This window comes from Chitinilyticum piscinae (assembly GCF_015223195.1).
In the GTDB taxonomy this organism is placed as follows: Bacteria; Pseudomonadota; Gammaproteobacteria; order Burkholderiales; family Chitinibacteraceae; genus Chitinilyticum; species Chitinilyticum piscinae.
The window spans coordinates 51,275-75,841 of record NZ_JADFUA010000011.1; the positions used below are offsets into that span (position 1 = coordinate 51,275).

At 58.9% G+C, this 24,567-nt stretch carries 20 protein-coding genes; 11 read left to right on the forward strand and 9 right to left on the reverse strand.

All coding sequences use genetic code 11. The features are described from left to right. Nucleotides 1-31: 31 nt before the first annotated feature. The 3 genes from htpX to def all read right to left on the reverse strand — a co-directional run bounded on the left by htpX (nt 32) and on the right by def (nt 2,452). Nucleotides 32-877, reverse strand: a complete 846-nt coding sequence (htpX, locus tag INR99_RS14850) for a zinc metalloprotease HtpX (protein ID WP_194117159.1) — start codon at nt 875-877, stop codon at nt 32-34. An 82-nt stretch (nt 878-959) separates the two neighbouring features. Continuing rightward, nucleotides 960-1,883 (reverse strand): methionyl-tRNA formyltransferase, encoded by a 924-nt coding sequence (gene fmt / locus INR99_RS14855; protein ID WP_194117160.1) that lies wholly within the window; start codon nt 1,881-1,883, stop codon nt 960-962. Between the two features lie 65 nt (nt 1,884-1,948). After that, nucleotides 1,949-2,452: a peptide deformylase gene (gene def, locus INR99_RS14860; RefSeq protein WP_194117161.1), complete on the reverse strand. Its 504-nt coding sequence runs from the start codon at nt 2,450-2,452 to the stop codon at nt 1,949-1,951. A gap of 165 nt (nt 2,453-2,617) precedes the next feature. Between def and INR99_RS14865 the strand changes: the two genes are divergently transcribed. The 6 genes from INR99_RS14865 to INR99_RS14890 all read left to right on the forward strand — a co-directional run bounded on the left by INR99_RS14865 (nt 2,618) and on the right by INR99_RS14890 (nt 11,601). Beyond that, nucleotides 2,618-3,676, forward strand: coding sequence for a LysM peptidoglycan-binding domain-containing protein (locus INR99_RS14865; RefSeq protein WP_194117162.1), 1,059 nt, complete (start codon nt 2,618-2,620; stop codon nt 3,674-3,676). A gap of 5 nt (nt 3,677-3,681) precedes the next feature. After that, on the forward strand, nt 3,682-4,791 hold the full coding sequence (gene dprA, locus INR99_RS14870) for a DNA-processing protein DprA (RefSeq protein ID WP_228098349.1): 1,110 nt from the start codon (nt 3,682-3,684) through the stop codon (nt 4,789-4,791). 12 nt (nt 4,792-4,803) lie between these two features. Continuing rightward, complete coding sequence (locus INR99_RS14875; protein ID WP_194117163.1) at nt 4,804-5,259, forward strand: DUF494 family protein; 456 nt, start codon at nt 4,804-4,806, stop codon at nt 5,257-5,259. A 45-nt stretch (nt 5,260-5,304) separates the two neighbouring features. Continuing rightward, nucleotides 5,305-7,587 carry a type I DNA topoisomerase gene (topA, locus tag INR99_RS14880; RefSeq protein ID WP_194117164.1) on the forward strand — a complete coding sequence of 761 codons (2,283 nt, stop codon included), beginning with the start codon at nt 5,305-5,307 and terminating at the stop codon, nt 7,585-7,587. A 20-nt stretch (nt 7,588-7,607) separates the two neighbouring features. Beyond that, nucleotides 7,608-10,232, forward strand: a complete 2,625-nt coding sequence (locus tag INR99_RS14885) for a bifunctional diguanylate cyclase/phosphodiesterase (protein ID WP_194117165.1) — start codon at nt 7,608-7,610, stop codon at nt 10,230-10,232. Nucleotides 10,233-10,383: 151 nt separating this feature from the next. Beyond that, entirely contained in the window at nt 10,384-11,601 is a 1,218-nt protein-coding gene (locus INR99_RS14890; RefSeq protein ID WP_194117166.1) for a cyclic di-GMP phosphodiesterase, read from the forward strand. A gap of 113 nt (nt 11,602-11,714) precedes the next feature. Here the strand turns inward: INR99_RS14890 and INR99_RS14895 are convergent, their stop codons facing one another. The 3 genes from INR99_RS14895 to INR99_RS14905 all read right to left on the reverse strand — a co-directional run bounded on the left by INR99_RS14895 (nt 11,715) and on the right by INR99_RS14905 (nt 17,291). Continuing rightward, on the reverse strand, nt 11,715-13,937 hold the full coding sequence (locus tag INR99_RS14895; protein ID WP_194117167.1) for a carbohydrate-binding protein: 2,223 nt from the start codon (nt 13,935-13,937) through the stop codon (nt 11,715-11,717). A gap of 314 nt (nt 13,938-14,251) precedes the next feature. Then, the gene (locus INR99_RS14900; protein ID WP_228098350.1) at nt 14,252-16,300 is read right to left on the reverse strand and encodes a glycoside hydrolase family 19 protein; all 2,049 of its coding nucleotides are present in this window, start codon (nt 16,298-16,300) and stop codon (nt 14,252-14,254) included. A 280-nt stretch (nt 16,301-16,580) separates the two neighbouring features. Further along, nucleotides 16,581-17,291, reverse strand: coding sequence for a TIGR01621 family pseudouridine synthase (locus INR99_RS14905; protein WP_194117168.1), 711 nt, complete (start codon nt 17,289-17,291; stop codon nt 16,581-16,583). 153 nt (nt 17,292-17,444) lie between these two features. On the opposite strand from INR99_RS14905, the gene siaA reads away from it, so the two are divergent. From siaA to siaD, 4 genes are all read left to right on the forward strand, one after another. After that, nucleotides 17,445-19,487 (forward strand): biofilm regulation protein phosphatase SiaA, encoded by a 2,043-nt coding sequence (siaA, locus tag INR99_RS14910; RefSeq protein ID WP_194117169.1) that lies wholly within the window; start codon nt 17,445-17,447, stop codon nt 19,485-19,487. A gap of 2 nt (nt 19,488-19,489) precedes the next feature. Continuing rightward, nucleotides 19,490-20,035 carry a biofilm regulation protein kinase SiaB gene (gene siaB, locus INR99_RS14915; protein WP_194117170.1) on the forward strand — a complete coding sequence of 182 codons (546 nt, stop codon included), beginning with the start codon at nt 19,490-19,492 and terminating at the stop codon, nt 20,033-20,035. A gap of 83 nt (nt 20,036-20,118) precedes the next feature. Beyond that, entirely contained in the window at nt 20,119-20,502 is a 384-nt protein-coding gene (siaC, locus tag INR99_RS14920; protein WP_194117171.1) for a biofilm regulation phosphoprotein SiaC, read from the forward strand. Then, complete coding sequence (gene siaD, locus INR99_RS14925; protein WP_308431503.1) at nt 20,499-21,284, forward strand: biofilm regulation diguanylate cyclase SiaD; 786 nt, start codon at nt 20,499-20,501, stop codon at nt 21,282-21,284. The genes siaC and siaD overlap by 4 nt, the downstream gene beginning before the upstream one ends. A gap of 5 nt (nt 21,285-21,289) precedes the next feature. On the opposite strand, the gene INR99_RS14930 is transcribed toward siaD, so the two are convergent. The 3 genes from INR99_RS14930 to INR99_RS14940 all read right to left on the reverse strand — a co-directional run bounded on the left by INR99_RS14930 (nt 21,290) and on the right by INR99_RS14940 (nt 23,261). Beyond that, nucleotides 21,290-21,751, reverse strand: a complete 462-nt coding sequence (locus tag INR99_RS14930) for a DMT family transporter (RefSeq protein ID WP_194117172.1) — start codon at nt 21,749-21,751, stop codon at nt 21,290-21,292. A 51-nt stretch (nt 21,752-21,802) separates the two neighbouring features. Further along, nucleotides 21,803-22,123 (reverse strand): energy transducer TonB, encoded by a 321-nt coding sequence (locus INR99_RS14935; RefSeq protein WP_194117173.1) that lies wholly within the window; start codon nt 22,121-22,123, stop codon nt 21,803-21,805. A 454-nt stretch (nt 22,124-22,577) separates the two neighbouring features. Next, nucleotides 22,578-23,261, reverse strand: a complete 684-nt coding sequence (locus INR99_RS14940; RefSeq protein WP_228098351.1) for a glutathione S-transferase family protein — start codon at nt 23,259-23,261, stop codon at nt 22,578-22,580. Between the two features lie 225 nt (nt 23,262-23,486). Between INR99_RS14940 and INR99_RS14945 the strand changes: the two genes are divergently transcribed. Continuing rightward, nucleotides 23,487-24,563 carry a calcium:cation antiporter gene (locus tag INR99_RS14945; protein ID WP_194117174.1) on the forward strand — a complete coding sequence of 359 codons (1,077 nt, stop codon included), beginning with the start codon at nt 23,487-23,489 and terminating at the stop codon, nt 24,561-24,563. Nucleotides 24,564-24,567: the final 4 nt, after the last annotated feature.

Consider the following 24,567-nt stretch of genomic DNA (forward strand, 5'->3'; position numbering starts at 1 on the left):
GAATAACGCCCGTGGCAACATACCCTGTTGATTAGCGTGCCATGGCACGCAGGCGGGCAATTCGCTCGTCGGTGCGCGGGTGTGTGCGGAACAGGTCGGCCAAGCCGCCAGCGCCGGCGAGCGGATTCATGATCATCATCTGGGCTGTTTCCGGATGTGCTTCGGCGGTATGCATGGGGATGCCGCGGGCGTAAGCCTCGATCTTCGCCAGCGCATCCGCTAGTGCATGCGGGTCACCACTGATGCGGGCTCCTCCGGCGTCGGCTTCGAATTCGCGAGAGCGGGAGATGGCCATCTGGATCAGGCTGGCAGCAATTGGAGCCAGCAGGGCGAGAGCGATACCGGCAATCGGGTTCACCGGCTGGCCATTTTCATCGCGGCCCCCGAAAAACATGGCGAAGTTGGCCAATGCCGAAATTGCGCCGGCCATCGTGGCCGAGATGGTGGAAATCAGGATGTCACGGTGTTGTACGTGCGCCAATTCGTGAGCCATTACCCCGCGGATTTCCCGCGGGGTGAGCAGGCGCAGAATCCCGGTGGTGGCAGCCACTGCAGCATGTTCCGGGTTGCGTCCGGTGGCAAAGGCATTGGGCTGCGCTTCATCGATGATGTAAACCTTGGGCATGGGCAGGCCGGCTTTTTGCGCCAGCTCGGCGATCATGCCGTAAAACTCTGGGGCGCTGTGGGCATCAATCTGGCGTGCGTTATACATGCGCAGCACCATCTTGTCGGAGTTCCAGTAGGCAAAGACATTCATCCCTCCGGCAAACAGCAGCGCCAGCAGCATGCCGGCCTGACCGCCGACCATGCCGCCGATCAGTACAAACAGCGCCGTGATGGCGGCCATCAGTAGCGCGGTTTTCATCAGATTGAACATGAGTGTCTCCTCGCGGGTAATCGAATCAGTGCTTTAGATGATGTTTGGCTGGAAAAGATTCAATTACCCACTAGCGGCAAAATTACCCGAGTTTGCTGCCGATCTGCAGGGGGAGACCGGACAAAAAGGCTGCCGCATTCACCCGCTTGCTCCCGGCGCGCTGGAGTTCGGTTATGCGGATGGCACCTTCGCCGCACGCGATAACAATACCCTCCTTGCCGGCCGAGAGTACCTCGCCAGGAGTGCCTGATCCGGGGAGTGGCTCACCCTTCCAGATCTTGATGACTTCGTCCGCATAACGGGTCTGAGCTGATGGAAAGGGGTTGAAGGCTCGGATCATCCGATCCAGTTCGCAAGAGGAGCGTTGCCAGTCAATGGTCGCTTCGTCCTTGCGAAGCTTTTCGGCGTAGGTAACCCCGGACTCGGGTTGCTTCTGACGTGCCGCTTGTAGGTTCGGCAGGTTGGCGAGTGCCGCAACAATAGCGGCTGCACCTTGTTCGGCCAGTTTGTCATGCAGACTGGTGGCGGTGTCGTCCGCACTGATCGTTGTGCTATGGATCGAGAGCATGTCACCGGTGTCCAGTCCCGCATCCATTTGCATGATAGTGATGCCGGTTTGGGGGTCGCCGGCCAGAATGGCGCGCTGGATTGGTGCAGCCCCCCGCCAGCGCGGCAAGAGTGATGCATGGATATTCAGGCAGCCCAGCTTGGGTATATCCAGCACCGTTTGCGGCAGGATTATCCCATAAGCCGCGACCACCATAACGTCGCAATCCAGTGCGGCTAGGGGAGCCTGCTGCTCCGGGGTGCGCAATTTTTCCGGCTGATAGACCGGCAGACCCAACTGCTCCGCGCGCAGCTTCACCGCCGAAGGGGTGAGCTTCATGCCGCGGCCCGAGGGGCGATCCGGCTGGGTGAGTACCAGCGGGATTTCGTGTCCGGCTGTGTGAATGGCGGATAGTGCGCTTGCCGCAAAGTCCGGCGTGCCGGCAAAAACAACCTTCATGGTGTATGGGCCTGTCTAGTCTGTCTTTTTTGGTGTCGGGCGTGATACGGTAGTATGTATTCCAATTACAGCGTCTTGCGCTGGTTTTTTTTCAGCTTCTGGACGATGCGATTGAGCTTCAGGCGGGACAGCTTTTCAACGAATACCTTGCCATCCAGGTGGTCGATTTCATGCTGGATGCAGATGGCCAGCAAGCCGTCTGCTTCGAGTTCATAGGGCTTGCCATGCCGGTCCAGTGCGCGGACCTTGACGCGTTCGGCCCGCTTTACTTCTTCATAGATGCCTGGAACCGAGAGACAGCCTTCTTCGTAGGTCGTTTCGCCATCCTTTTCCAGAAACTCGGGATTGATCAGAACCTGCAATTGATCCTTGGTCTCGGAAAGGTCGATGACAATCAGGCGGCGGTGTACGTTGACCTGAGTGGCGGCCAGTCCGATGCCGGGCGCTTCGTACATTGTTTCGGCCATGTCATCAATTAGTCGTTGCAGGGTGTCATCGAATACCTCGACCGGTTTGGCGACGGTATGCAGGCGTTCGTCCGGGTAGTGCAAAATGTTCAAGAGGGCCATATTTTCTTGCGGGCTAAAAAGTTTGTATGCAGAATCAGTGAAATTGGCTGTTGCATTCAGGTTGCTGTTTGCGAGCTGAATGGGTGAGGCTATCGCAATTGTGGCCAGCTTGGTCTACCTTGTGGGGTAGTGACTACGACTGGCTGAAAAAGGGCATGTTCGATGATGCGTAAACAGATTATATCGCTTCTTTTGTCGCTTGGTTCCGTCGCCGTTGTGCACGCCGATACCTTGCAGCTGGCAAAGGATGCTCCTGACCGTTATGTCGTGGTCAAAGGAGATACTCTCTGGGATATTTCCGGTCGTTTTCTCAAGCAGCCTTGGCGCTGGCCGGAAATCTGGCAGATGAACAAGGCGGAAATCAAGAACCCGCACTGGATCTATCCAGGCGATGTGATTCTGCTGGAAAAATGTGATGGCAAACCCTGCCTGCGTCTGCTGAAGAATCAGAAGGCTTCCTCTGGAACCGCCAAGCTCTCGCCCAAGGCGCGCATCGAGCAACTCAATGGCATGGCCATCCCCAGTATTCCTGCTGCGGCCATTGATCCTTTCCTCGACAAGCCACTGCTGATGACCGAGGCTGAGTACCAGTCTGCTCCACGTGTGGGTGCTGGCCCTGATAATCGCGTGATCTTCGGTGAAGGCGACATGATCTACGCGGTCGACATGCCTACGGCGCAGCAGGGTGAGGTTTTCCAGCTGTTCCTTAAGCGTAACACCGTACTGGATCCGGACAATAAAGAGAAAAAGATCGGTGTCGAGACCCATTATCTTGGCGACGCGGTAGTGACGAAGGAAGGCGAGGTGACCGTGCTGCGAGTCAGCCGTTCCGTGCGTGAAATTCCCCCTGGGGCGCGTCTGGTCAAGGCACCAGAAAAGCCTTTCGTCAATTATGTTCCTCATCTGCCGTTGCAGCCGATTGACTCCAAGGTTCTGGCGTCCTACGGTGGCGAGCGCTATGTGGGTTCCTTGTCGACTGTGGTACTGAATCGTGGCGAAAATGACGGCATTGATCTGGGAACCGTATTGTTTGCCTACAAGCCCGGAAAACTGATCAAGAAAGAAAGCAAGGATGAGGCGGATCGGCTTACCCCGCCACTGCGTAATGGCAGCGTCTTTGTCTATCGTGTTTTCCCGACGATTTCCTACGGCTTGGTGATGGATAGTACTGATGCCGTAACTTATGGAGATGTGGTCAAAGGCGAGCCTACAACCGCCGAATAATCGGTTTGCTGCCTCTCGCTGATCAGGACGCGTGGTTGCGGCTGGCGTTGACGCCAGGCCTCTCCACGCGTCGTCGTTTGCAGGTGCTGGAGCTGGCTGGCGCGCCTGATGCGCTGCGCGAGCCGGATGTCTTGGCCCGTATTGCCGGCCTGCTCGGCGAGTCGTTGACGGGCAAATTGCATGAATGCATCACGGGGCCGTCCTGGCCGTTACTGGAACAGACCCTCTCCTGGCTGCAAATGCCCGGGCGTTCATTGCTGACTCTGGCAGATCCGGGATACCCGCGCGCGCTGCTGGATTTGCCTGACCCACCGGTCCTGTTGTACTGCCATGGTGACCCCTCGTTGTTGTTGCGACGTGGGCTGGCTGTGGTGGGAAGTCGTAATCCGACACCCCAAGGGGCCGATAATGCGCGGATGTTTGCCGCTGAGCTGGCTCTCCACGGGCTGGTCATTGTCAGCGGCATGGCTTCCGGCATTGATGCGGCCGCACACCGAGGTGCGCTGGAGGTGTCTGGGGCAACCATCGGTATTGTCGGGACGGGGCTTGACCGGGTTTATCCGGCGGCAAATCATGCCTTGGCGCAAGCGATTGCCGAGCAGGGCTTGCTGTTGTCCGAGTTCCCTTTAGGGATGCCGCCTCGTGCCGAGAACTTTCCCCAGCGCAACCGCTTGATTGCTGCACAGGGCGCTGGGTGTCTGGTGGTTGAGGCTGCGCTAGGAAGCGGCTCCCTGATTACTGCCCGGCAAGCTGCCGATGTGGGTAGAGAAGTCTATGCCATTCCGGGCTCGATTCATTCCCCGCTGGCCAAAGGGTGTCATTGGCTCATCCGGCAGGGGGCCAAGCTGGTTGATGATGTGAATGATGTGCTGGATGAATTGCCTGGCACCATGATGCCGGTCCTGGACGGGGTCTTAACACCCTCGCCGCGAGCACCTGACGACGGGGGCGTGCTAGCTGCGGTGGGGTGGGATCCGGTCGATCTGGATACGCTGGTTCTCCGGACGGGCTTGACTCATGGCGAACTGTGCGAGATTCTGCTTGGCTTGGAATTGCAAGGCGCAGTTCTGCTATTGCCGGGGGCGCGCTATCAGCGCGCCGGAAATCCGAAATAATGAAGAGATTGAATGCTGGAAGTACTCGCGTATCTGTTTGAAGAGCTGTATGGCACCGAATATCCCGACACAGCACAACTGGCACGCAAGCTTGATGTTGCCGGTTTTGCCGATGAAGATATTCGTGAGGCATTGCAATGGATGGAAGAGTCGAAATCGCTCGGGTGTGATCAGCTCTGGTCTGAGTCGGCCCGTTCGGCTGGTGTGCGGGTGCTGCATCCGCAAGAGCTGGAGCGCATGAGTGTCGAGGCGGTCAGTCTGCTGTATGCACTGATCCAGAGTGGCGTTCTGGATGCTATTGAACGCGAACAGCTGCTGGAGCGGGTCATGCGGGAGCCTGATGGTGAGGTATCGCTGGAACGAATGCAGCTGCTGGTACTGATGCTGGTCTGGCGCAAGCAGGATCAGCTGTCTAATCTATGGGTCGAAGAGATCCTGTTTGGCCGTGAAGATGCCACCTTGCACTGATGGCTCTGTACGACCAATCCTTAACCTTAATGTGAGCCGGGAACAATGCCCGACAATCTACTGATCGTCGAATCGCCCTCAAAGGCGAAAACTCTCCAGAAATACCTCGGCAAGGATTTTCAGATTCTTGCTTCGTATGGTCACGTACGCGGACTGGTGCGTAAGGATGGGTCGGTCGACACTGAAAACGACTTCAAGATGAAATACCAGGTCATCGAGAAGAACAAGAAACATGTTGACGCGATCTGTGCCGCAGTTAAGGAAGTCAGCCATGTCTATCTGGCGACTGACCCGGACCGTGAAGGCGAGGCCATTTCCTGGCATATCATGGAAATTCTGCGCGGCAAGAAGCTGGTCAGTGCGGAAAAAACCTTCAAGCGAGTCGTTTTTCACGAGATTACCGAGGCCGCCGTCAAAGCCGCGGTTGCCAATCCGCGTGACATCGATAGCGATTTGGTGAATGCCCAACAGGCGCGCAGTGCGTTGGATTATCTGGTTGGCTTCAATCTGTCGCCGCTGCTGTGGCGCAAGGTCCGTACCGGGCTGTCAGCTGGCCGGGTACAAAGCCCGGCTCTGCGCTTGATCTGCGAGCGTGAAAACGAGATCCGTGCCTTTGTTTCCCAAGAATACTGGACCCTGCATCTGGACACCCACAAGGGCCGGCAGAAATTCGGTGCACGTCTCTCGCACTGGCAAGGCAGCAAGCTGGAGCAGTTCGATATTCCCAACGAGGCTCGCCAACAGGAAATTCTGGCAGGTCTAAGTGGGCAGACTGCACGGGTCAGCAGCGTCGAAAAACGCAAAAAGTCACGCAGTGCCGCGGCTCCGTTCACCACCTCCACGCTGCAACAGGAAGCGGTACGCAAGCTCGGGATGACGACAGATCGCACCATGCGCACTGCCCAGCAGCTTTATGAGGGTATCGATGTCGGCGGCGGTACCGTTGGTCTGATCACCTACATGCGTACTGACTCGGTAGCGCTGGCCAATGAGGCTGTGCTGGAGATCCGGGACTATATCGGCCAGCACTTCGAGAAGGATTACCTGCCCAAAGAACCGGTGGCCTTCAAGAACAAGGCGAAAAACGCCCAAGAGGCTCACGAGGCGATTCGTCCGACCTCGATTTTCCGAACCCCCGATTCGGTCAAGGCATTTCTGTCGCCAGAGCAGTTCAAGCTCTACCAGATGATCTGGAAGCGTACGCTTGCCTGCCAGATGGCTGCTGCCAAATTCGATACCGTTGGCGTGGATATCATTGTCGGACAAGGCATTTTCCGTGCATCCGGTCAGACCCTTGTGTTCCCGGGGTTTATCGCGGTGTATCAGGAAGACACCGATGATGTTGAAGATGAAGACGAGGCTCGCCTGCCCCCTCTGGAAGAAGGCGATGAGCTTCCGGTGGATCGTCTGTCCGGCGAGCAGCACTTTACCCAGCCACCTCCGCGTTACTCTGAAGCGTCGCTGGTGAAGGCGCTGGAAGAATTTGGAATCGGCCGTCCTTCCACGTATGCCTCGATCATTTCGACACTCAAGGATCGCGAATACGTCATTCTCGACAAGAAGCGTTTTACCCCGACTGATACCGGTGAGGTGGTGAACAAATTCCTGACCGAACATTTTACCCAATACGTCGATTACAACTTTACTGCCAAGCTGGAAGATCGTCTTGATGAGGTGTCCACCGGCAAGCAGGAGTGGATTCCGGTTCTTGATGATTTCTGGAAGAAGTTCCACAAGCAGATCGAAGAAAAGCAGAGCTTGTCCCGCAAGGATGTGACGCACGAAGAAATCGACGAAGATTGTCCGAAGTGTGGCAAGAAGCTTGCGATCAAGCTTGGCAAGCGTGGCCGTTTCATCAGCTGTACCGGCTATCCGGAATGCACCTACACCCGTAATCTGGGCGAGGATGCCGAATCCGCACCGCTTGAGCCGGAAGTGGTTGAGGGGCGCACCTGTCCAAAGTGCGATTCGGCACTGCACATCAAGATGGGGCGCTATGGCAAATTCATCGGTTGCTCCGCTTATCCGAAGTGCAAGCACATCGAGCCCTTGGAAAAACCCAAGGACACCGGAGTAGAATGCCCTGAGTGCCACAAGGGGACGCTCATTGAGCGCAAGAGCCGATACGGCAAGCTGTTCTACTCGTGCAATACCTATCCGGATTGCAAGTACGCAACCTGGAACCCGCCGATTGCCGAGCCCTGCCCCAAGTGCAACTGGCCGATCCTCACGCTTAAAACAACCAAGCGCCGTGGAACGGAAAAGGTCTGTCCGCAGAAGGAATGCGGGTACAGTGAGGTGGTGATCCCGCCTGAACCGAAGGCGTAATCTGCGCCGGGAGATAAACGGTGTTGTCGCATTTGCTTGGTGGTGAAGGTGGAATCGATTTCGACCTCCGGCAGGAGGTCGCCACTTACCACACCTATTTCAATGCGTTCGACAGCGTTGTGGCATCGCTGCTGGCAGCGGATGAGCCTGAAGCACTGGCGGAATCGGTGCATATCCTCGGCGACGCCTGTCGCAGCAGTCTCGCAGCGCTTTATCTCAACAGTACGGATGGAGAGCGGGCCCGGCTTACCTCGGCGTGGCGTGATCCTGCAAGTCGGGTGCCCCCGGTGTTACCCGACGTATTTCTCGAGTTGCACTATCCCGTTTATCCGCTACTGGCCGATTCCATGGCTGTGGGTATGGTGCTGAGTAAATCCTTGCTCGAGCTGCCGCTTTCCGAGCAGATGCTACTTGCATTGGTCGGTGGGCGGCAACTGCTGTGCATCCCCTTGCTGGATCGGGGTGAACCCTTCGGTTTTTTGGCATTTGTGTTCGAAGAAGTCGAACCAACCCGCGATCCAGTCGAGTTGCGTCTCTTGTCAATGCTGGCGAACCACGTCGCCCAAGCACTGCTCAAGCGTAAGATGGAGCAGCAGGTCCGTGCCAGCCAGCACAGACTGCAGGCGCTGGCCGGCACCTTGCAGGACATGGTCTTCGAAATGGACGGCGATGGGGTGGTAGAGCGTGTCTGGTCGGTCCTTCCGGCGCTGCCTTCGGCTGGACAGTTGCTAGGACAGTCAATCCGGACCGCCTTGCCGCAAGAATTGGCCGTAGAGCTGGTACGCTTGCTTCCGGATGCCCTGAATGGCCGGCGCAGTGCCTCATTCAACTGCGCGCTGAATCTGCCTTCCGGCCCTTTGTATCTTTTGGTACGCCTGCAGCCGGTGGTCGCTGAAAGCGGTCGCTTGCATGCGGTGGTGCTCATCCAAGATGTCAGTACGCTGATGCAGGATGCGGCCAAGCGCAAGACCATGCTCGACACGCTCAATTTACTGGAAGAGGCCATTGTCGATTTGCTGCCGTCCGGGCACATGGTGGAGCTCACGCCCGCGTGGGCCAAGTTGCGCGGTATTGATCATGCGGCCCTGCTCGCCGCGCGAGGCGAGTGCATCCTGCAATGGATTCACCCTGAAGAACACGATCTGCTGCTGGGAACCCTGGCCAAGCTGCAGCGTACCGCGACGCCTGAGGCTATTCGTTTCCGCCTGCAGCAGAGCAACGGCAGCTGGTTGTGGGTTGAGGCTCGACTGATAGCACATCGCAACCCCTCCGGAGAGGTGACGTCGTTACGCGGTATCCTGCGGGATGTCACTGTTGCGCACCTGAACGAGCAACACATTACCCGGTTGGCGCTCTACGACAACCTGACCCATCTGCCAAATCGCCTGATGCTTGATGACGCGCTGCATCAGGCCATTGACCGTGCCCGGCGTGATCAGCGCAAGGTGGCGCTGGGTTTCATCGACCTTGACCACTTTAAGCAGATCAACGACGCATTTGGTCATAAGGTCGGCGATGAATTACTGGTGAATGTTGCCCAGCGGCTGACTGCAGTCCTCGGCGAGGGGGCGATGCTGGCTCGCTGGGGGGGCGATGAATTTATCGTGCTGATTCCCGATCAGGACGATATCAATGAAGTTCGCCAGCAGGCAGAGGCCTTGCGCATGGCAGCCCGTCAGGGGGTGAATATTGATGGTCTTGAAACCCGACCGACTATCTCGGCTGGCTTTGCCTTCTTCCCCGATAACGCGGAATCGGGCGAGGAATTGCTGTCGGCGGCGGATCACACCATGTATCACGCCAAGCATGCAGGGCGGAACAATGTCTGTTTCTACAGCGATATTGTGCATCTGAAAGCTCTGGGGCGCGAACATGTCGCCATCCAGTCTCGATTGTCCGATGCAATTCGCAACGGTGCGCTGCAGGTGTATTACCAGCCGGTCATTCATGCGCGCAGCGGAGAGGTCATGGCCGTCGAGGCATTGGCTCGCTGGCAGGACGACCAGAGCGGCTGGATCAGTCCGGAGCTCTTTATCCCGATGGCGGAAAAGGTCGGCCTGATCCAGGAGCTGTCCGAACTGGTGATACGCATCGCGCTCGAACGGTTGCGCTCATGGCGGGATGCGGGATTGAAGCAGCGGCTGATGATCAACATTTCGCGCAGCCAGCTGTTCTACCCGCGCTTTATTTCGCAACTGATCGAGTGGCTCGATGAAAAGCGACTCTCACCGCAGGACATCATTCTGGAAATTACCGAGAGTGTGGCGCTGACCGACTATGCCCGCCAGCTCAAGCACCTCAAGCATCTGGTGATGGCAGGTTTCCAGCTGGCGATCGATGATTTCGGCACCGGATATTCCGCACTGTCACAGCTGCATGAAATGCCGGCTAATCTGCTCAAGGTTGACGTTTCCTTTGCCCAGCGTCTGCACACGGAAGAAGGTCGCCGCGTGATGCAGGCCATCGTCCAGCTTGGCCGCGGACTGGGTCTGCAGATTGTCGTCGAGGGCGTGGAAAATCTGGAAACAGCGCGCTTCCTGCAGGGGCTCGGAGTGGACTATCTGCAGGGGTTCCATTTCAGCGAGCCCGTGCCGGCCGGCGTCGTCGATCTGTATCTGCGTCTGGGGCTAGGGAACCGAACCTGATCCGTTTTTTGCGGGTATGTCCTTGTATTGCTTGCTTTGAATCGTTCTTGATCTTATACGTGGTGGTGTATGTAATGCGAGGCCATTACTGGCCGCAAGGTGGGCTAATGGGCTATGCTGCAGCCAGAGTCCCTGCAATGTGGCTGCACCCATGATCAAGAAAATCCCAGTATCCGAACTCAAGCCAGGCATGTTCATCCACGACCTCAATGTCGGCTGGATGGATCATCCCTTTTTGCGTAACCAATTTCCGGTCACCAGTGACGAGGATATGGGGCGCATTCTGGCAACCGGCGTGAGGGAGGTGTACATCGATACCGAGCAGGGGCTTGACGTCGGCGATCATGCGCCGACGCAAGAGGAAGTCAAAGCCGGAATCGAAGCGGAAATCCTGCAGGCGGCCAGTGAGCCCTCTGCCATCATTCAGGTGTCATTTGCCGAAGAGGTCAAGCGCGCCAGCCGCATCCACAAACAGGCGCACAACGTCGTCAAAAACGTGATGCGTGACGTGCGCCTCGGACAGGCGGTGCAGATGGAAGCGGTGGAGGAGGTGGTCGAAGCGATCACTGACTCGATTCTGCGTAATGCCGGCGCGCTGGTCGGCTTATCCGGCATCAAGGACAAGGACGAATACACCTTTCTGCACTCGGTCAGCGTATGTACGCTGATGGTTACCTTTGCCAAAAGTCTGGGTTTCCCGATGGAGTTGATCAAGCTCGCCGGTGTTGGCGGTCTGCTGCATGACACCGGCAAGATGAAAGTTCCCAACGAGATTCTGAACAAGCCCGGGCGCCTGACGGACGATGAGTTTGCCGTCATGCGCTCGCACCCTGAGGAGGGTTGGAAAATCCTGAAAGATATCCCGGGCATCGACGAAATCGCACTGGATATCACGCTGCACCACCACGAGCGCATGGATGGTAGCGGCTACCCGCACAAGCTGCCGGGTGCGGCGATCAGCAAGATGGCGCAGATGGCGGCCGTTGTGGATGTGTATGACGCGATCACCTCGGACCGCTGCTACCACAAGGGCATGCCAGCCCCGGAAGGACTGCGCAAGCTGTGGGAGTGGAGCAAATTCCACTTCAATCCCGAGCTGGTGCAGGCCTTCATGCGGTGTGTCGGCATCTACCCGGTTGGTTCACTGGTCAAGCTGGAGTCCGGCCGGCTGGCGATTGTCACCGAGCAGAATGAGGGCTCCCTGTTGCAGCCCGTAGTCAAAGCGGTCTTCAGTACCAAATCCAATAGCTACATCACGCCTTTGGAGATCGATCTGGCCAAGCCGATGGGCAAAGGGGGCGCCGACAAGATCACCGGTCACGAAGATCCAGCCCGCTGGAAGATCGATGTGGCACGGTTCATGGCGTAGCTGGGTATTGCCACGCATTTATTTATGACGAGCCTTTCAGGGTTATACATTGGCGGGTAATTAAAAACAAAGGGAGGCGAATGCCTCCCTTTGTCATGCTTGTTATGAGCGGATTACTTCACCTGCACATTCCAGATGAATTCCACGCACTTGGCGTAATCACCCTTGGAAATCGTGCGGAAGCCAGTCTGGTAGTTCACCGGCTTGCACATGTAGTCACGCTGCCAGCCCCAGTCCTTGTCCCAGTACAGCGGGAAGGAGGCGGCACCGCCTTCGCTGAACTGCTTCTGGCTCGCGCAACCAAGCTGCTCGTTGGCGGCTACTGGCACGCCCAGTTCCTGCGCGAAGTTCTGGTAGGCGTAGATGCGGTTCTGCGCCTGGCTGGTTTCCGCGCCCTTCGAGCACTCGAAGCCACCATTGATGATGTTGATGGTGGTGCCGAAGCTGGCGGTCAGGCCATTGGCCTGGTCAACCGCATTCGGAACCCAGCTGCCATCGATCACGTGGATCATGGCGGGTTTCGGCGGCTGGGTTTCCAGCATGAAGAACACCGACGAGGCCAGATTCAGCCAGGTGTCGGCCACACGCTTCGGATCCTGCAGCAGCACATTCGGATCACCATACAGCACCTTGGAGAACGGCGCGTAGTTGTAATGGTGGGTCAGCTGGTGTGCGCCACGGCCGTGGTAGGAGTTGTACTGGCCGTCAGCCCGCTTCGGGCAGGTCCAGATCTTGCCCCAGTACGGGTCGCCGCAGCTGTCGGTGTAGCCCGAGAGGTTGGGGTTGTTCTGGTAAGCCACTTCCTCGACCCAGTACAGGCCCTGGCGCCACTTCGGCGTGTCGATCGCGCCGATGCCGTCCAGCCAGGTGGTGTTGGCGCCGGTTTCCTGCACCATGTGCGCAAACATCGTCGCCAGCAGCTTCGAGCAGATGGCGTCCGAATTGCGGCCATCGCTGTAGGTCTGGCAGAACGCCGGGAATTTGGCGACGGCCTTCAGGAAGTTGCTGTAGCTGTATTTGGCGTTGCGGATCGCGAACAGGTAGTCAAAGCGGGCAGCGGGCACGATGCGTTCGACTCGCTTGACGTTGTCCGGGTTGGTCGCCGCCAGCGGAGCGACCTGATCAACGATGCTGTCATCAATCACGCGCTGGGTTTCCTTCACCAATTTCACATAGGCCGGCGCATCCTTGGTCAGCTCGACTTCCAGTGCGTCTGCTTGAGCTTTGCTTGGGATGGTGCCAGGTGTGTAGCTGGGGGCACTGGTCGGAGTGGGCGATGGCAGCGGAGTGGCCGTCGGTGTCGGGCTGATGCCCATCTGCGGCGGAACGGTGACGGTTTGTTCGAAGAACACGCCGCAGTTGCTGGCATCTCGCGGCGGCACCGGCATCACGGCGGGAATCGGTTTGGGATCAATACAGATTGCCGCCTTGTAGGTGCTGCCGCCGGTGGTCTGGATGTAGCGATAGCCGCCGGACGGGACGTAGGAGTCACCACACAGCCCGTTCGAGGCGCAGCTGCCCTTGAAGGTCCAGCTGGCCGTGCCACTGTGGACGTCGCGGCCGTCGACAATGGCCAGCCAGGCCAGCGCGGAGTTCTGCTTGTTGATGTAGGGGCCGCTGCCCAGCTGCCAGCTGAAGACCAGGCCGCCATCCGCGGGCGCCGAGATCGTGGTCCAGCTCGGGATCGGCGGGGGCAGGACCGGACCGGTGGGGGTCGGTGTCGGCGGAGTCGGTGTCACGGTCGGTGTTGGTGTAGGCAAGGCACCAAGCAACTTCCAGGGCCCCCACTCGCTGGCACCGGGAACATCGCCCTGAGTCCACCACTTGGCTTCATAGAGCTGGCCGTTGTAGCTTACACGCTGGCCGCCGGTATACGTGGCGGCTTTGTCCCAGTTTGAGGCTGTGGGTGCCGAAGTCGGGGTCGGCTGAACCGTCGGGGTCGGAATCGAATAGATGGCGCAACCATTCTGGTCGTAGCCAGTAATCACTGCGCCCGGAATGGCACTTACGACTGGACACTGGTAAGGCGTCGGTTTGCTGATCGGAGTCGGGGTGGGCGTGATGACTGCTGTCGGGGTGAGGGTTGCTGTGGGTGTCACTACCGTAGTCGGGGTGCTGCTGCCGCTGGATTTCCACAGGGTTGGCGATGCTGCTGGATTCCAGCCGGTACCGGCATAAGCCGTGTGGGTGACCAGAGCGGTGTAATCCTGGCCATTGTAGGAAACGACCGTTCCGGCCGTGTAGGTGGCACCCTCCTGCCAGGCCGGGGCCGCATAAGCGGTAACCACGGCGCCAAGCAGCGCGGCGCCTGCGAAGAGTCGCATGCGATTTTTCATCATTACTCCATCATCGGGTTGTAAGACGGGTGGGCCCGTTCTTGCGCATCGGCTTGTGTAGTAAGGATTTTGCCGACTACCTGATTCTACTGCTGCTTACGAAGCAAAAACAAACAGCAGGTTCTTATGTAAGAAAATGATGATGGTGGGTTTGGCGACTGCAGTGCTGGTGGCCGCACGCCTGTCATGATTGATATGGGTATTGCTTGCAAGGTCATGGCTAACGCGGGGGCTGCCTTGATACGTGCCAGTGTACTTATGCAGGGCAAAAAAACAGGCTCCCCGCAGGGAGCCTGTGCATGTGGCAGAGATGCTTATTTGGTGTTGTCGATCACCACTTGGCCGTTGTACTTCACCTGGCCACGGAACATGTAGTCGACACACTGCTTGTAGTCGCCTGGATTGGCCAGCGAGAACGGCATCTGGTAATCAACCAGTTGGCACGCCCACGATACACCGCCCGGGTTGTTACCGTTGTAGCCCCAGTTCTTGTCCAGATAAGCCTTGGTCGCGGCGGCGGAGCCGGGCTGGAAGCCCTTCATCGCGGCACAACCCAGTGCTTCATCGGCCGGAACCGGTACATTGAGTTCGCGGGCAAATTCCTTGTAGGCCGCGATGCGGTTCTGTACCTGCGGCTTCTCTGCGCCGCCGCCGCCACACTCGATGCCGCCGTTGATGATGTGTACGGTAGCGCCAAAGCCCGGAGACATATTGTTGGCCACATCGACCGCATTTGGCTTCCAGGTGCCATCAACGACCCAGGTCATCGGCGGCTTCGGCGATTGCGGGTACACCGCGAACCAGATGGCAGAAGCGAAGTTCAGCCAGGTATCGGCAACACGGCCCGGGTTGTCCAGCAGCACGTTGACATCACCATACATCGACTTGCTGAAGGCGCCGAAGTTGTAGTTCCACGAGAGTTGCTTGGAGCCACGGCCGAAGTAGTCGATGGTCTGGCCGCTGGCATTCTGTGCGCAGGGATAGAAGATCGAGAAGATCGAGCTGCCGGCACCACGGAAGCAATCCTGGTAGCTGCCAACGGCAGAGCCTTCGTTGTAGCCGTTTTCACGCAGATACCACAGTGCCTGCTTGTAGGACGGGATGGCGGTGTTTTGATCCATCGTCGCCAGCACGGCATTGTTGTGTTCCGGGTAGGTACGAGCCGTGGCCGGAGTCAATGCCGGCCAGTTGGCACCGGTTTCCTGGGTGAAGTGCGCGAAGGAGGTCGCCAGCAGCTTGCGGCAGATGGCGTCGGCATCGCGGCCATCGGTGTAGTTGTCGCAATATGCCGGGAACTTGGCTACACCCTTGAGGAAATTCAGATAGGTGTAGTTGATGTGGCGAACCGGGAACAGGGCCTCGAATTTGGCCTGGCCCAGTACGCGCTCGACGCGCTTGACGTTGTCAGGGTTGCTTGCACCACCAACGGTAACAGCTTCAACCTGGGCATCCGGCAGGACACGCAATGCCGCGCGAATGCGGGCAATCGCCTGGGTGTCGGTACCAGCCTGACTGGCCAGGGCGCTTTCAGCCGCAGTGAACTGCGCATCCGTCGGATAGCCCGACGGCGCTGCGATGTAGGTGACCTGCGGTTTGTAAGCTGCAACGGTGCCAGTCGGTGTCGGAGTAGCAGTCGGTGTCGGAGTAGCAGTCGGTGTCGGAGTAGCAGTCGGTGTCGGAGTGGCAGTCGGCGTCGGAGTTGCCGTCGGAGTCGGAGTGGCAGTCGGCGTCGGAGTAGCAGTCGGCGTCGGAGTGGCAGTCGGCGTCGGAGTGGCGCCGCTACCTGTGCAGGAACCCAAGTCCTTCCACGGGCCGTACTGGACATTGCTTGGTGTATCGGTAGTCCACCAGTTGGCTTCCCAGTTGCGGCCGTTATAGGTCACGCGCTGGCCACCGGTATAGGCGGTGCCGGATTTCCAGGCGGCATAGCAGCTGCCGGCTGGGGTCGGTGTAGCCGTCGGGGTCGCTGTTGGCGTGGCAGTCGGGGTGGCGGTCGGTGCAGGTGTTGCTGTCGGTGCCGGTGTCGGGGTTGCACTCGGCTTCGGTGTCGGCGTAGCGGTTGGAGCCGGTGTTGGTGTAGCGGTCGGTGTGGCGGTCGGGGTCGGTGTGGCAGTGCTGGTGCCGATCAGTTTCCACAAGGTCGGGGACGCAGCCGGATTCCAGTTGGTGCCGACGTAAGCAGTGTGGGTTACCAGCGCCTGATAATCCTTACCGTTGTAGGTAACGATGGTGCCTGCGTTATAGGTTACACCTTCGGCCCAGGCGGTGGCGGCATGTGCGGTTGCAGTCAGCAGCGGCAGAGGCGCCAGCGTGCCGAGCGCCAGCAGGCAGGCGCCTGCGATAGTACGCATACGAGTCTTCATCAATCACTCCATCTCTTGTTGGATAGCAGGCCGCTCATTGGTGGCAACCTTGCAGTTCGGTGCGAAGCTAACAGAAATGACATGCGTATGTAGTGAGCTTGCGACCAGCTACGAATCTTAATCGAGCTACCGCTATTTGGGAACGATTGCCGAGCGCATATTCATAAAAAAACCGGCGCTTGGGCCGGTTTTTTATTGCATGCAAGGTAAATATCATTCTGTCTTAATCCAGGCTTGTGGCCTCCTAATTGGTGCCGTTAAGGATGTGGGGGGTACGGTCTTACTCGTTTTCCTGACGTGCGGAAGGTCTGCTGGCCGCAGGCCAGGGCCAGTCCCACGGCGCTGGCGAGCGGGCGAGCCAGTCCTTGAAGGCGGTATCCGCAAAAGCCGTGCCGGTGGCGGGGGGCAGCGTCCAGCGCAGCCGTTCGCCTTGCCAGTTCAACTGCAGGGCATAGGCGTGCAGGTAGCCGCGGTCGGCTGCCATACCGCCGTAACGTGTATCCCCCAGAATCGGACTGCCCAGGCTTTTCAGTGCGACGCGCAGCTGATGGGTGCGGCCGCTGAGCGGTCGCAGCAGGAAGGCGCGCAGGCCATTGCCAAGCCCGGCACTGAAAAACTGGGTTGCCGCCGGTAGTTCATCACCATGGCCCAGCTTCCAGTTGCCGTTGCGTCCCTTGCTCATGCTGCCCTTGACCCAACCTTGTTTTTTGGCTGGCTTCTTGCTGCTCAGTGCTAGATAGAATTTGTCGATGCGGTGTGAAGCAAACTGGTCCGAGAGGGCTCTTGCCGCATCGCTGCTGCGTGCCAGCAGAATCAGTCCGGACGTCAGGGTGTCGAGCCGGTGCACGGGATAAAGCGCCGCGATGCCGGTGGCCTGACGTACCAGTTCTGCCAGACCGGGCTGCTCCGCGTCGTGATGGAAGGGCTGGCCGGCGGCTTTGTCGATCACGAGAAAATCCTCGTGCCAGGCATGGATGCGTACTTCAGACATGGTGGGCATGGGGTATGGGTATATGTGTATTTTAGATCCGTGCTTATCGGCTAATACATTGGTGGGTATTTTAGTTGTTGCTGTTTTTTTGCGTAATGCACCTGCGGTATGGCCTAATGCAATGCTGCCAAATAACTGACTGCGGAGTTCCTCGTGGCTGAATCTGACCGCCGCGGCTCGGCCGGGCTTGATCTGGGTCTGCGGGCCAAATCGATGCTCTTGTTTGCGCTGTGCGCTGCACTGATTGTGGCGCTGGCGTGGCTGATCGGCATGCAGGTGGTCGAGAGTATCCGCAGGCATTATGGCGAAGCTTTTGCCCGCGAGCATACCCTGTTGTACAAGCAACGCTTGCTGGCACCGCTGAACCGTGAGCTCGCGCTGGCTCAGCGGCTGGCGAGCGAAGAGCTTGTTGCGGCTTTTTTCCGTGAGGAAAAGTCCCCGGGTCGCCGCAGCGCGGCGATCGGCGAGGCCGAGGCTTATCGCAAGCTGATGGCTGGGCAGTTGTACGCGCTCGTGGTTGCTGCAAGCGGCAACTATTACCTCAATGACGGCAAGCTGCCATTCAGTGAGCAACCCCGCTACACCGTTCATCCCGATAATCAGAATGATCGCTGGTTTTTCTCACTGATACAGCGTCCTGATCCAGTGCAGCTCAATGTGTCGCAGGACGAGCACCTCAAGACGACCAAGGTCTGGCTGAATGTCATGGTTGGCGAAGCGGGGCAACGGCTCGGGCTCATTTCTGCCGGGCTTGATCTGACCGGCTTTTTGCGTGACTACGTGCAGAATACCCAGGCCGGGGTCAGTGCAATGGTGATCGACGGGCAAGGGGCGCTCATGGCGCACGCCGATCCCGCCCGGATTCAGTATCAGGTTGCCGGCAGTACGCGTATCGACCACACGCTCGCGCGCTATCTGGGCAGTGAGCAGGACCGTCAGGCGCTGCAGACCGCCATGGCGCGCAGCCGCAGCGCCTCCGGAGACGTTGTCACCTTGGAGGCCGTACTGGATGGGCGCCGGCAATTGCTGGCACTGAGCTATCTGCCCGAATTGCAATGGTATGCCGTGACGGCGCTGGATTGGGATCGGGCACAACTGATCTCGATGGATCGCATCCTTCCCTGGCTGATTGCCGCGCTCGGCATGTTGGCCTTGCTGTTTTCGTTGCTGGTCTTCGGTGTGGATCGCGGTCTGCTGCGACCGCTGGCGCGTCTGACCGCCGTCGCTTCTGCTTTTGGCCGCGGCGAGTATCAGGTGCGGATTGCTTCACGCCGCAAGGATGAACTAGGGCAGCTGGCTCGTGTGTTCGATACCATGGCCGAGCGCGTCGATCGCCATGCGGCCGAGTTGGAAGATGAGGTTGCCAAACGTACGCAAGAGCTGTCGGAGGCCAATCAGCACATGGCGGTGGCGCACCAGCATATCCAGGAAAGCCTGCGCTATGCCCGGCTGATCCAGCGCTCACTGCTGCCGGAAGACGAGTTCCGTTTGCGGCTTGGCAACCAGGCCTTGTTGTGGCTGCAGCCGCGCGATGTCGTCGGTGGTGACCTCTTTATCTTCCGCGCCGATCAATCTGGCTATCTGCTCGGGGTCATTGACTGTGCCGGGCATGGTGTTCCCGGGGCTTTCATGACCATGTTGGCGCATGTTGCGGCAGATCTGGCCCTGGATCAGGCCGGTCTTGCCGATCCGGCACGTCTGATTTCCCTGATCGATACCCGCGTGCGCAGCATGCTGCCCGCCGAAGGCGCCGGTCATCTACTTGCCACCAATATGGATGCCGCCTTCTGCTATGTGAATGAACGCGAGCAGTTGCTTTGCTTTGCCGGAGCCAAGCTCCCTCTGTTTGTGCACACAGAGAATGGCATCGAACGGTTGCCGGGGGGGCGGCGTGCGATCGCCGAGCGGCGCCAGGGGGAATGGCACAATGAGATTCGCCCCTTGGCCGGAGTGAGCGCACTTTATCTTGCGACCGATGGCCTGTTTGATCAGGCAGGCGGTGAAGAAGGATTCGGCTTGGGAGAGCGGCGATTTGCAGATTGGCTGGTCGTGCTGAGCGGGCTTCAGGATGCCGCTGGGCGTGAGCAGCAGCTGGAGCAGGCGATGCAGGCATGGCGCGGGCGCCATGAATTGCGCGATGACATGGCCGTGGTCGGGGTCGTGCTCTCCCAGCCTGACACGGTACAACAGGAGTAGAAATGACAACCACGATCGATGTGCTCGGTCTGCGCGAGATCTTCGAGCAGCGCCGGATTCTGATGTGTTTCAACGGGCCATTCTCGGCCAGCCTGATCGAGGAAATCGGACTGGCCCTGCGCCATCATCTGGAGAATGTCGCGGCTTCGCCCTCTGCGGTGATGGATGTCTTTTCGGTCTATATCGAAATGACCCAGAATATTCGCCATTACGTCCGCGAGAATGGTTTGCCGGACGAGCTTACCCGGGCGACCGTGGTGATTTCGCAGCGAGAGGATGGCCATTATCTGGTGAGTGCCGGCAACAAGCTGCTACCGGCGGATGGTGAGCGGCTGCTGCAGCGGGTGCGCGAGCTGGCTTCCATGGACAAGGCGGCGCTGAAAGCCGCCTATAAGGAGCAGATGCGCCAGCCGCGTGATCCGGCCGCGACAACCGGGGCCGGACTCGGCCTGATCGATATGGCACGTCGCTCCAGCGAACCGCTGGCGGCCAGTCTGCAGGTCTTGCCGGACGCAATGGCCTTTTTCAGTCTGGAAGTCGTGATCTGATGACCTTTTTTGCCTACAATCAGCCGGCCAGCAGGCCGCAGACAAGTACCGCTGCAGCCGACCTGCAGCGGGAAGGAATCTCCATGCAAGACCTGAATATCATCGCGACAACCTCGTCGCCTGCCATTGCCACTGACTGGAACGAGGGGCGGGTTATCCTCGCGGGTGACTCCTACCCCGAAAATGCATTTGAACTCTTCCAGCCGCTGCTGGACTGGGTAAGCGCCTATCTGGCTCAAGCGGGGCAGCCGCTGCGTCTCGAACTCAGTCTGCTGTATCTGAATACCAGCTCGATCCGCATCATGATGGATCTGTTTGATCAGCTGGAAGTTGCGCATCAGGCCGGCAAGTCCGTGCGGCTGCAGTGGTTCTATGATGCCCGCAATGAGCGCGTAGCCGATCTGGCCGAGGAATTCCGCGAGGATTGCACCTTTCCTTTCGACATCATTGCGGAAGAACGTGCGTGAGTGAAGACCGGGACGAGTTCGAGCGTGAAGTTGCCGCACTGCTGCAGGATCCGCAGTGGCAGGGACACCCCCTGCAGCATGCCCTGCAGGCACTGAACGCGCGCTACGATGAGCGGGGCGCCATGATGGCGCGACTGACACGGATCGCCGACCGTTATCAGCTGGCCGAGCGGGAGCGCGGTCTGAGTTTTGTACAGCGTTATGAGCGCCAATTGCGCCAGCTGGAAAAAATAATCCGCATCAGTGACCAGTACCAGCAAATGCTCCGTGAGCTGAATGAGGAATTGCAGCGTACCGCGTCCCATGATCTGTTGACCGGGTTGTTCAACCGCCGCTACCTCTACGACCGCCTGGGAGAGGAGCTGGGCAAGGCCGCACGCGGTCACGGGCAGTTTGCACTGGCCATGGCGGATGTCGATCTGTTCAAACAGATCAACGATAGCTATGGGCATGATATCGGTGACGCGGCGCTTTGCCATGTTGCCCGACAGCTCGCGGCGCCGTTGCGGGAGTATGATTTATGCGGACGCTGGGGTGGGGAGGAATTCCTTCTGCTTTTCCCCGGCGGAGATCTCGAGGCCGCACAGCAGGGTATCCAGCGCATCCGGCAGCGCCTGCAGGATGAGCCTTTCGTGCATGATGGTCGTGTATGCCCGCTGACCCTGAGTTTTGGAGTGACCGAATACCGCCAGGGAGAGAGTACTACAGCCATTCTCAAGCGAGTGGATGAAGCTCTCTATCGGGCCAAACATGCCGGACGGGATTGTCTGGAGTGTGCCTGAGCTGATCAGCGGCCAATCCGGTCGCCAAAATTGACCAGTACCACGCCGGCTGCGACCAAGAGCGCACCGGCAATCCGCCAGGCATTGATGTCGCGTAGTGGCATTGCCAGCCAGCCAAAGCGGTCAAACAGCAGCGATGCGGCGACCTGACCGGCAATGATCAGCGAGAGCATGGCCGCTACGCCGATACGCGGGGCCAGCAAGGTCGTGCCGAAAACGAACAAAGCTCCCAGCACGCCACCCAGCAGCATCCACCATTCGGCATGGACAACACGAACCAGCCCGTTCCATTTCTGTCCGCTGAGCAGGGCGACCAGCACAAGCGTTAGCGAGCCGACCAGAAACGATACCAGCGCCGCCAGTACCGTACTGCCACCGATCAGTCCCTTGAGCTGGTTGTTGATGGCGGCTTGCAGCGGGACTACCAGGCCAATGGCCAATGCCAGCAAGAAATACAGCGGATTCATGTGTGCTCCAGTTGATTCGAGCAGGCAGTGTATCAGACAGGTATGACTGCTTCATTGTGCCGCGCCGGTGGTCAAGCGAAAGGTGAGTGTGACGTCTGCCGTATCTGCTACTGGCTGCCCGTTACGCTGTGCAGGAATAAAGCGCCAGCGCAGTACGGCTTGTCGGGCTGCTTCATCCAGTCGGCGATAGCCGCTGCGTTGCCTGAAGCCGACATTCTCTGGGCGCCCCTGCGCGTTGACTTCAACCCGCAGTACCACACTCCCTTCTTCGCCATTGCGTCGCGCTTCGGGCGGGTAGTCGGGAGGGGGATTTTGCAGATAGGCGGCTCCGGCGCTGGCCGGAGTGAACTGTTCGGTGTGGTTCGCAGGCAAGTTCGCGCCGGGGGAGGCTGGAATTGTGCTGTCTTTGCTGGTTGCTGGCGGATTGTCGGCAAGTCGGACCCGTTCTTTGCCTATCTGCAGGATGCTCGGCTCTGATTGAGCCTCGCTTGGCTGCTTTGGGCTGGGTGCCGCAGGTAGACTGGTCCCGGGGGGGCGCAGGCGCTGAGCTATGGGAACCTGTGGTCTCAGCTTGGCCTCTGCCTTAGGGGGCGCAGGCAGCAATCCGACTTGCAGGGGCTCTGGGGCACTCGCGCGGGGGGCAGGAGTATTGGGCCGGTACGCAAACACGCCGAGCATGAGCGCATGCAGAATCAGGCTTATGGCAAAAATCAACGGCAGCCGCCATGTTGGCGGACTGCCGTTTGTGCGTTGCTCTGGCATGGGTATCTAGCTGTTGCCATTCATTGGAATGGCCTGGGTATTTAAGGGGGGGGTGGGTATCTGATTATGCCCACGCTGCAGCGGCTTCGTCAGCGCTGCGATAGGGTTCGTCACAGGAGACGAAATCCTGTTCAGCGCAGGCTTCATTGTGCCATTCCTGCATCGCCGGCAGAGCCAGGAGCGCGTCAACATAGGCCGCGGCATCGTCGGGCAGGGTAACGGCATGGGTTCGCAAGCGGAATGCGACCGGTGCAAAGAAAGCATCGACGGCACTGAAATGCCCGCACAGGAAAGGGCCATCTGACCCGAAGCGGCTGCGGCAGTCTCGCCATGCTTCTACCAGGCGTGCCAGGTCTTTCGCAACGGCATCATTCATCCCGATGCCGGGCAGGCTGGCTTCGACATTCATCGGCATCGCCTGACGCAAGGCACTGAAGCTGCTGTGCATTTCCGCAGCCAGGCAACGGGCCATTGCGCGAGCTTGAGGATCCGCTGGCCAGATGCCGGCATCCGGGAAATGTTCGGCCAGATATTCGGCAATTGCGAGCGAATCCCAGACGGCGAAGTCGTGATCGACCAGTACCGGCACCTTGGCAGTTGGACTGTATTGATGTGCCTGCAGTTTGAAATCGGGGTCATTGAATGAAAGGCGGATTTCAGTGAACGGGATATCCAGTGTTCGCAGCAGCACCCAGGGGCGCAGTGACCACGACGAGTAGTTCTTGTTGCCAATGACCAGTTGCAGCATGACGACTCCTTCAAGGCTGAGCGGTTAGGCCGTCATGGGTACGGCCTCTGAATGGATCCAGTTGATCGCTGAATCATAGTCAGAATTTTGTCAGTGTGGTGTGCCACTCGGTAACAGCCAAGGGGGATGCTGCGTGCATAAGTCACACGTAAAAAGGTCGCAGCAGGCCAGATGGTGCCAGGGCTCTCTGTTAGGATGCGTCAAGATAACAAGAAGGAGAACGCGATGCTGGCAAGAATGCCTCACTGGACTACCACACTGCCTTTGCTTGGCAGTGCTCTGCTGCTACTGGCTGGCCAGATGCCGGCACACGGCCTGACCATCTTGCTACTGTCGCTGGCCCTGGCCGGCACCGTCTTCGCCGCGGTTCATCATGCCGAGGTTGTCGCGCACAGGGTTGGCGAGCCGCTAGGTACGCTGGTATTGGCGCTGGCTGTGACAATCATCGAAGTGGCATTGATCATTTCGATGATGATGGGGGGAGGCGCCGAGAAAGCCACACTGGCCCGAGACACGGTATTTTCCGCGATCATGATCGTGTGCAACGGGATTGTCGGACTGTGCTTGCTGTTAGGAGGTTTGCGCCACCGCATACAGGGATTTCAGCTGCATGGTGCCAATGCTGCGCTCGGGGTGCTGATCCCGCTGGCGGTGGTGGCACTGATCCTGCCGAATTATCTGCTCAGCCAGCCCGGCCCGGCGATCGGGGGCAGCCAGCTGGCCTTTCTCGGCGTAGTCGGGCTGCTGTTCTATGTGGCTTTCGTGTTTGTGCAGACTATCCGCCATCGCGATTATTTTCTGGTCCCAGGTAGCCATGACGAGGAAGAGCATGCCCTCCCGCCGGATAACCGGACTGCTCTGGCTAGCCTGGTACTGCTGCTTGTGGCGTTGGTTGCGGTTGTCGGCCTGGCCAAATTGCTTTCACCCGCCATTGAGGGGGCTGTCGCGGCTGTCGGCGCTCCGGCTGCGGTGGTTGGTATCGTGATTGCTGCGCTGGTGCTCCTGCCCGAAGGGCTGGCGGCGGCGCGGGCTGCCCGAGCGGACCGGTTGCAGACCAGTCTGAATCTGGCTTTGGGTTCGGTGCTGGCAACCATCGGTCTGACCATCCCGGTATTGGCTGCGGTGCATGTGTACCTGGGGGCGCCGCTGATTGTCGGCTTGCCGGTGCGCGACAGCATTCTGCTGGTGCTCACTCTCTTTGTCAGTACCCTGACGCTGGCCACCGGACGAACCACCCTGCTGCAGGGCATGGTTCATCTGCTGTTGTTTGCCGTATTCCTGTTTGTCTCGGTTGTGCCCTGATCCG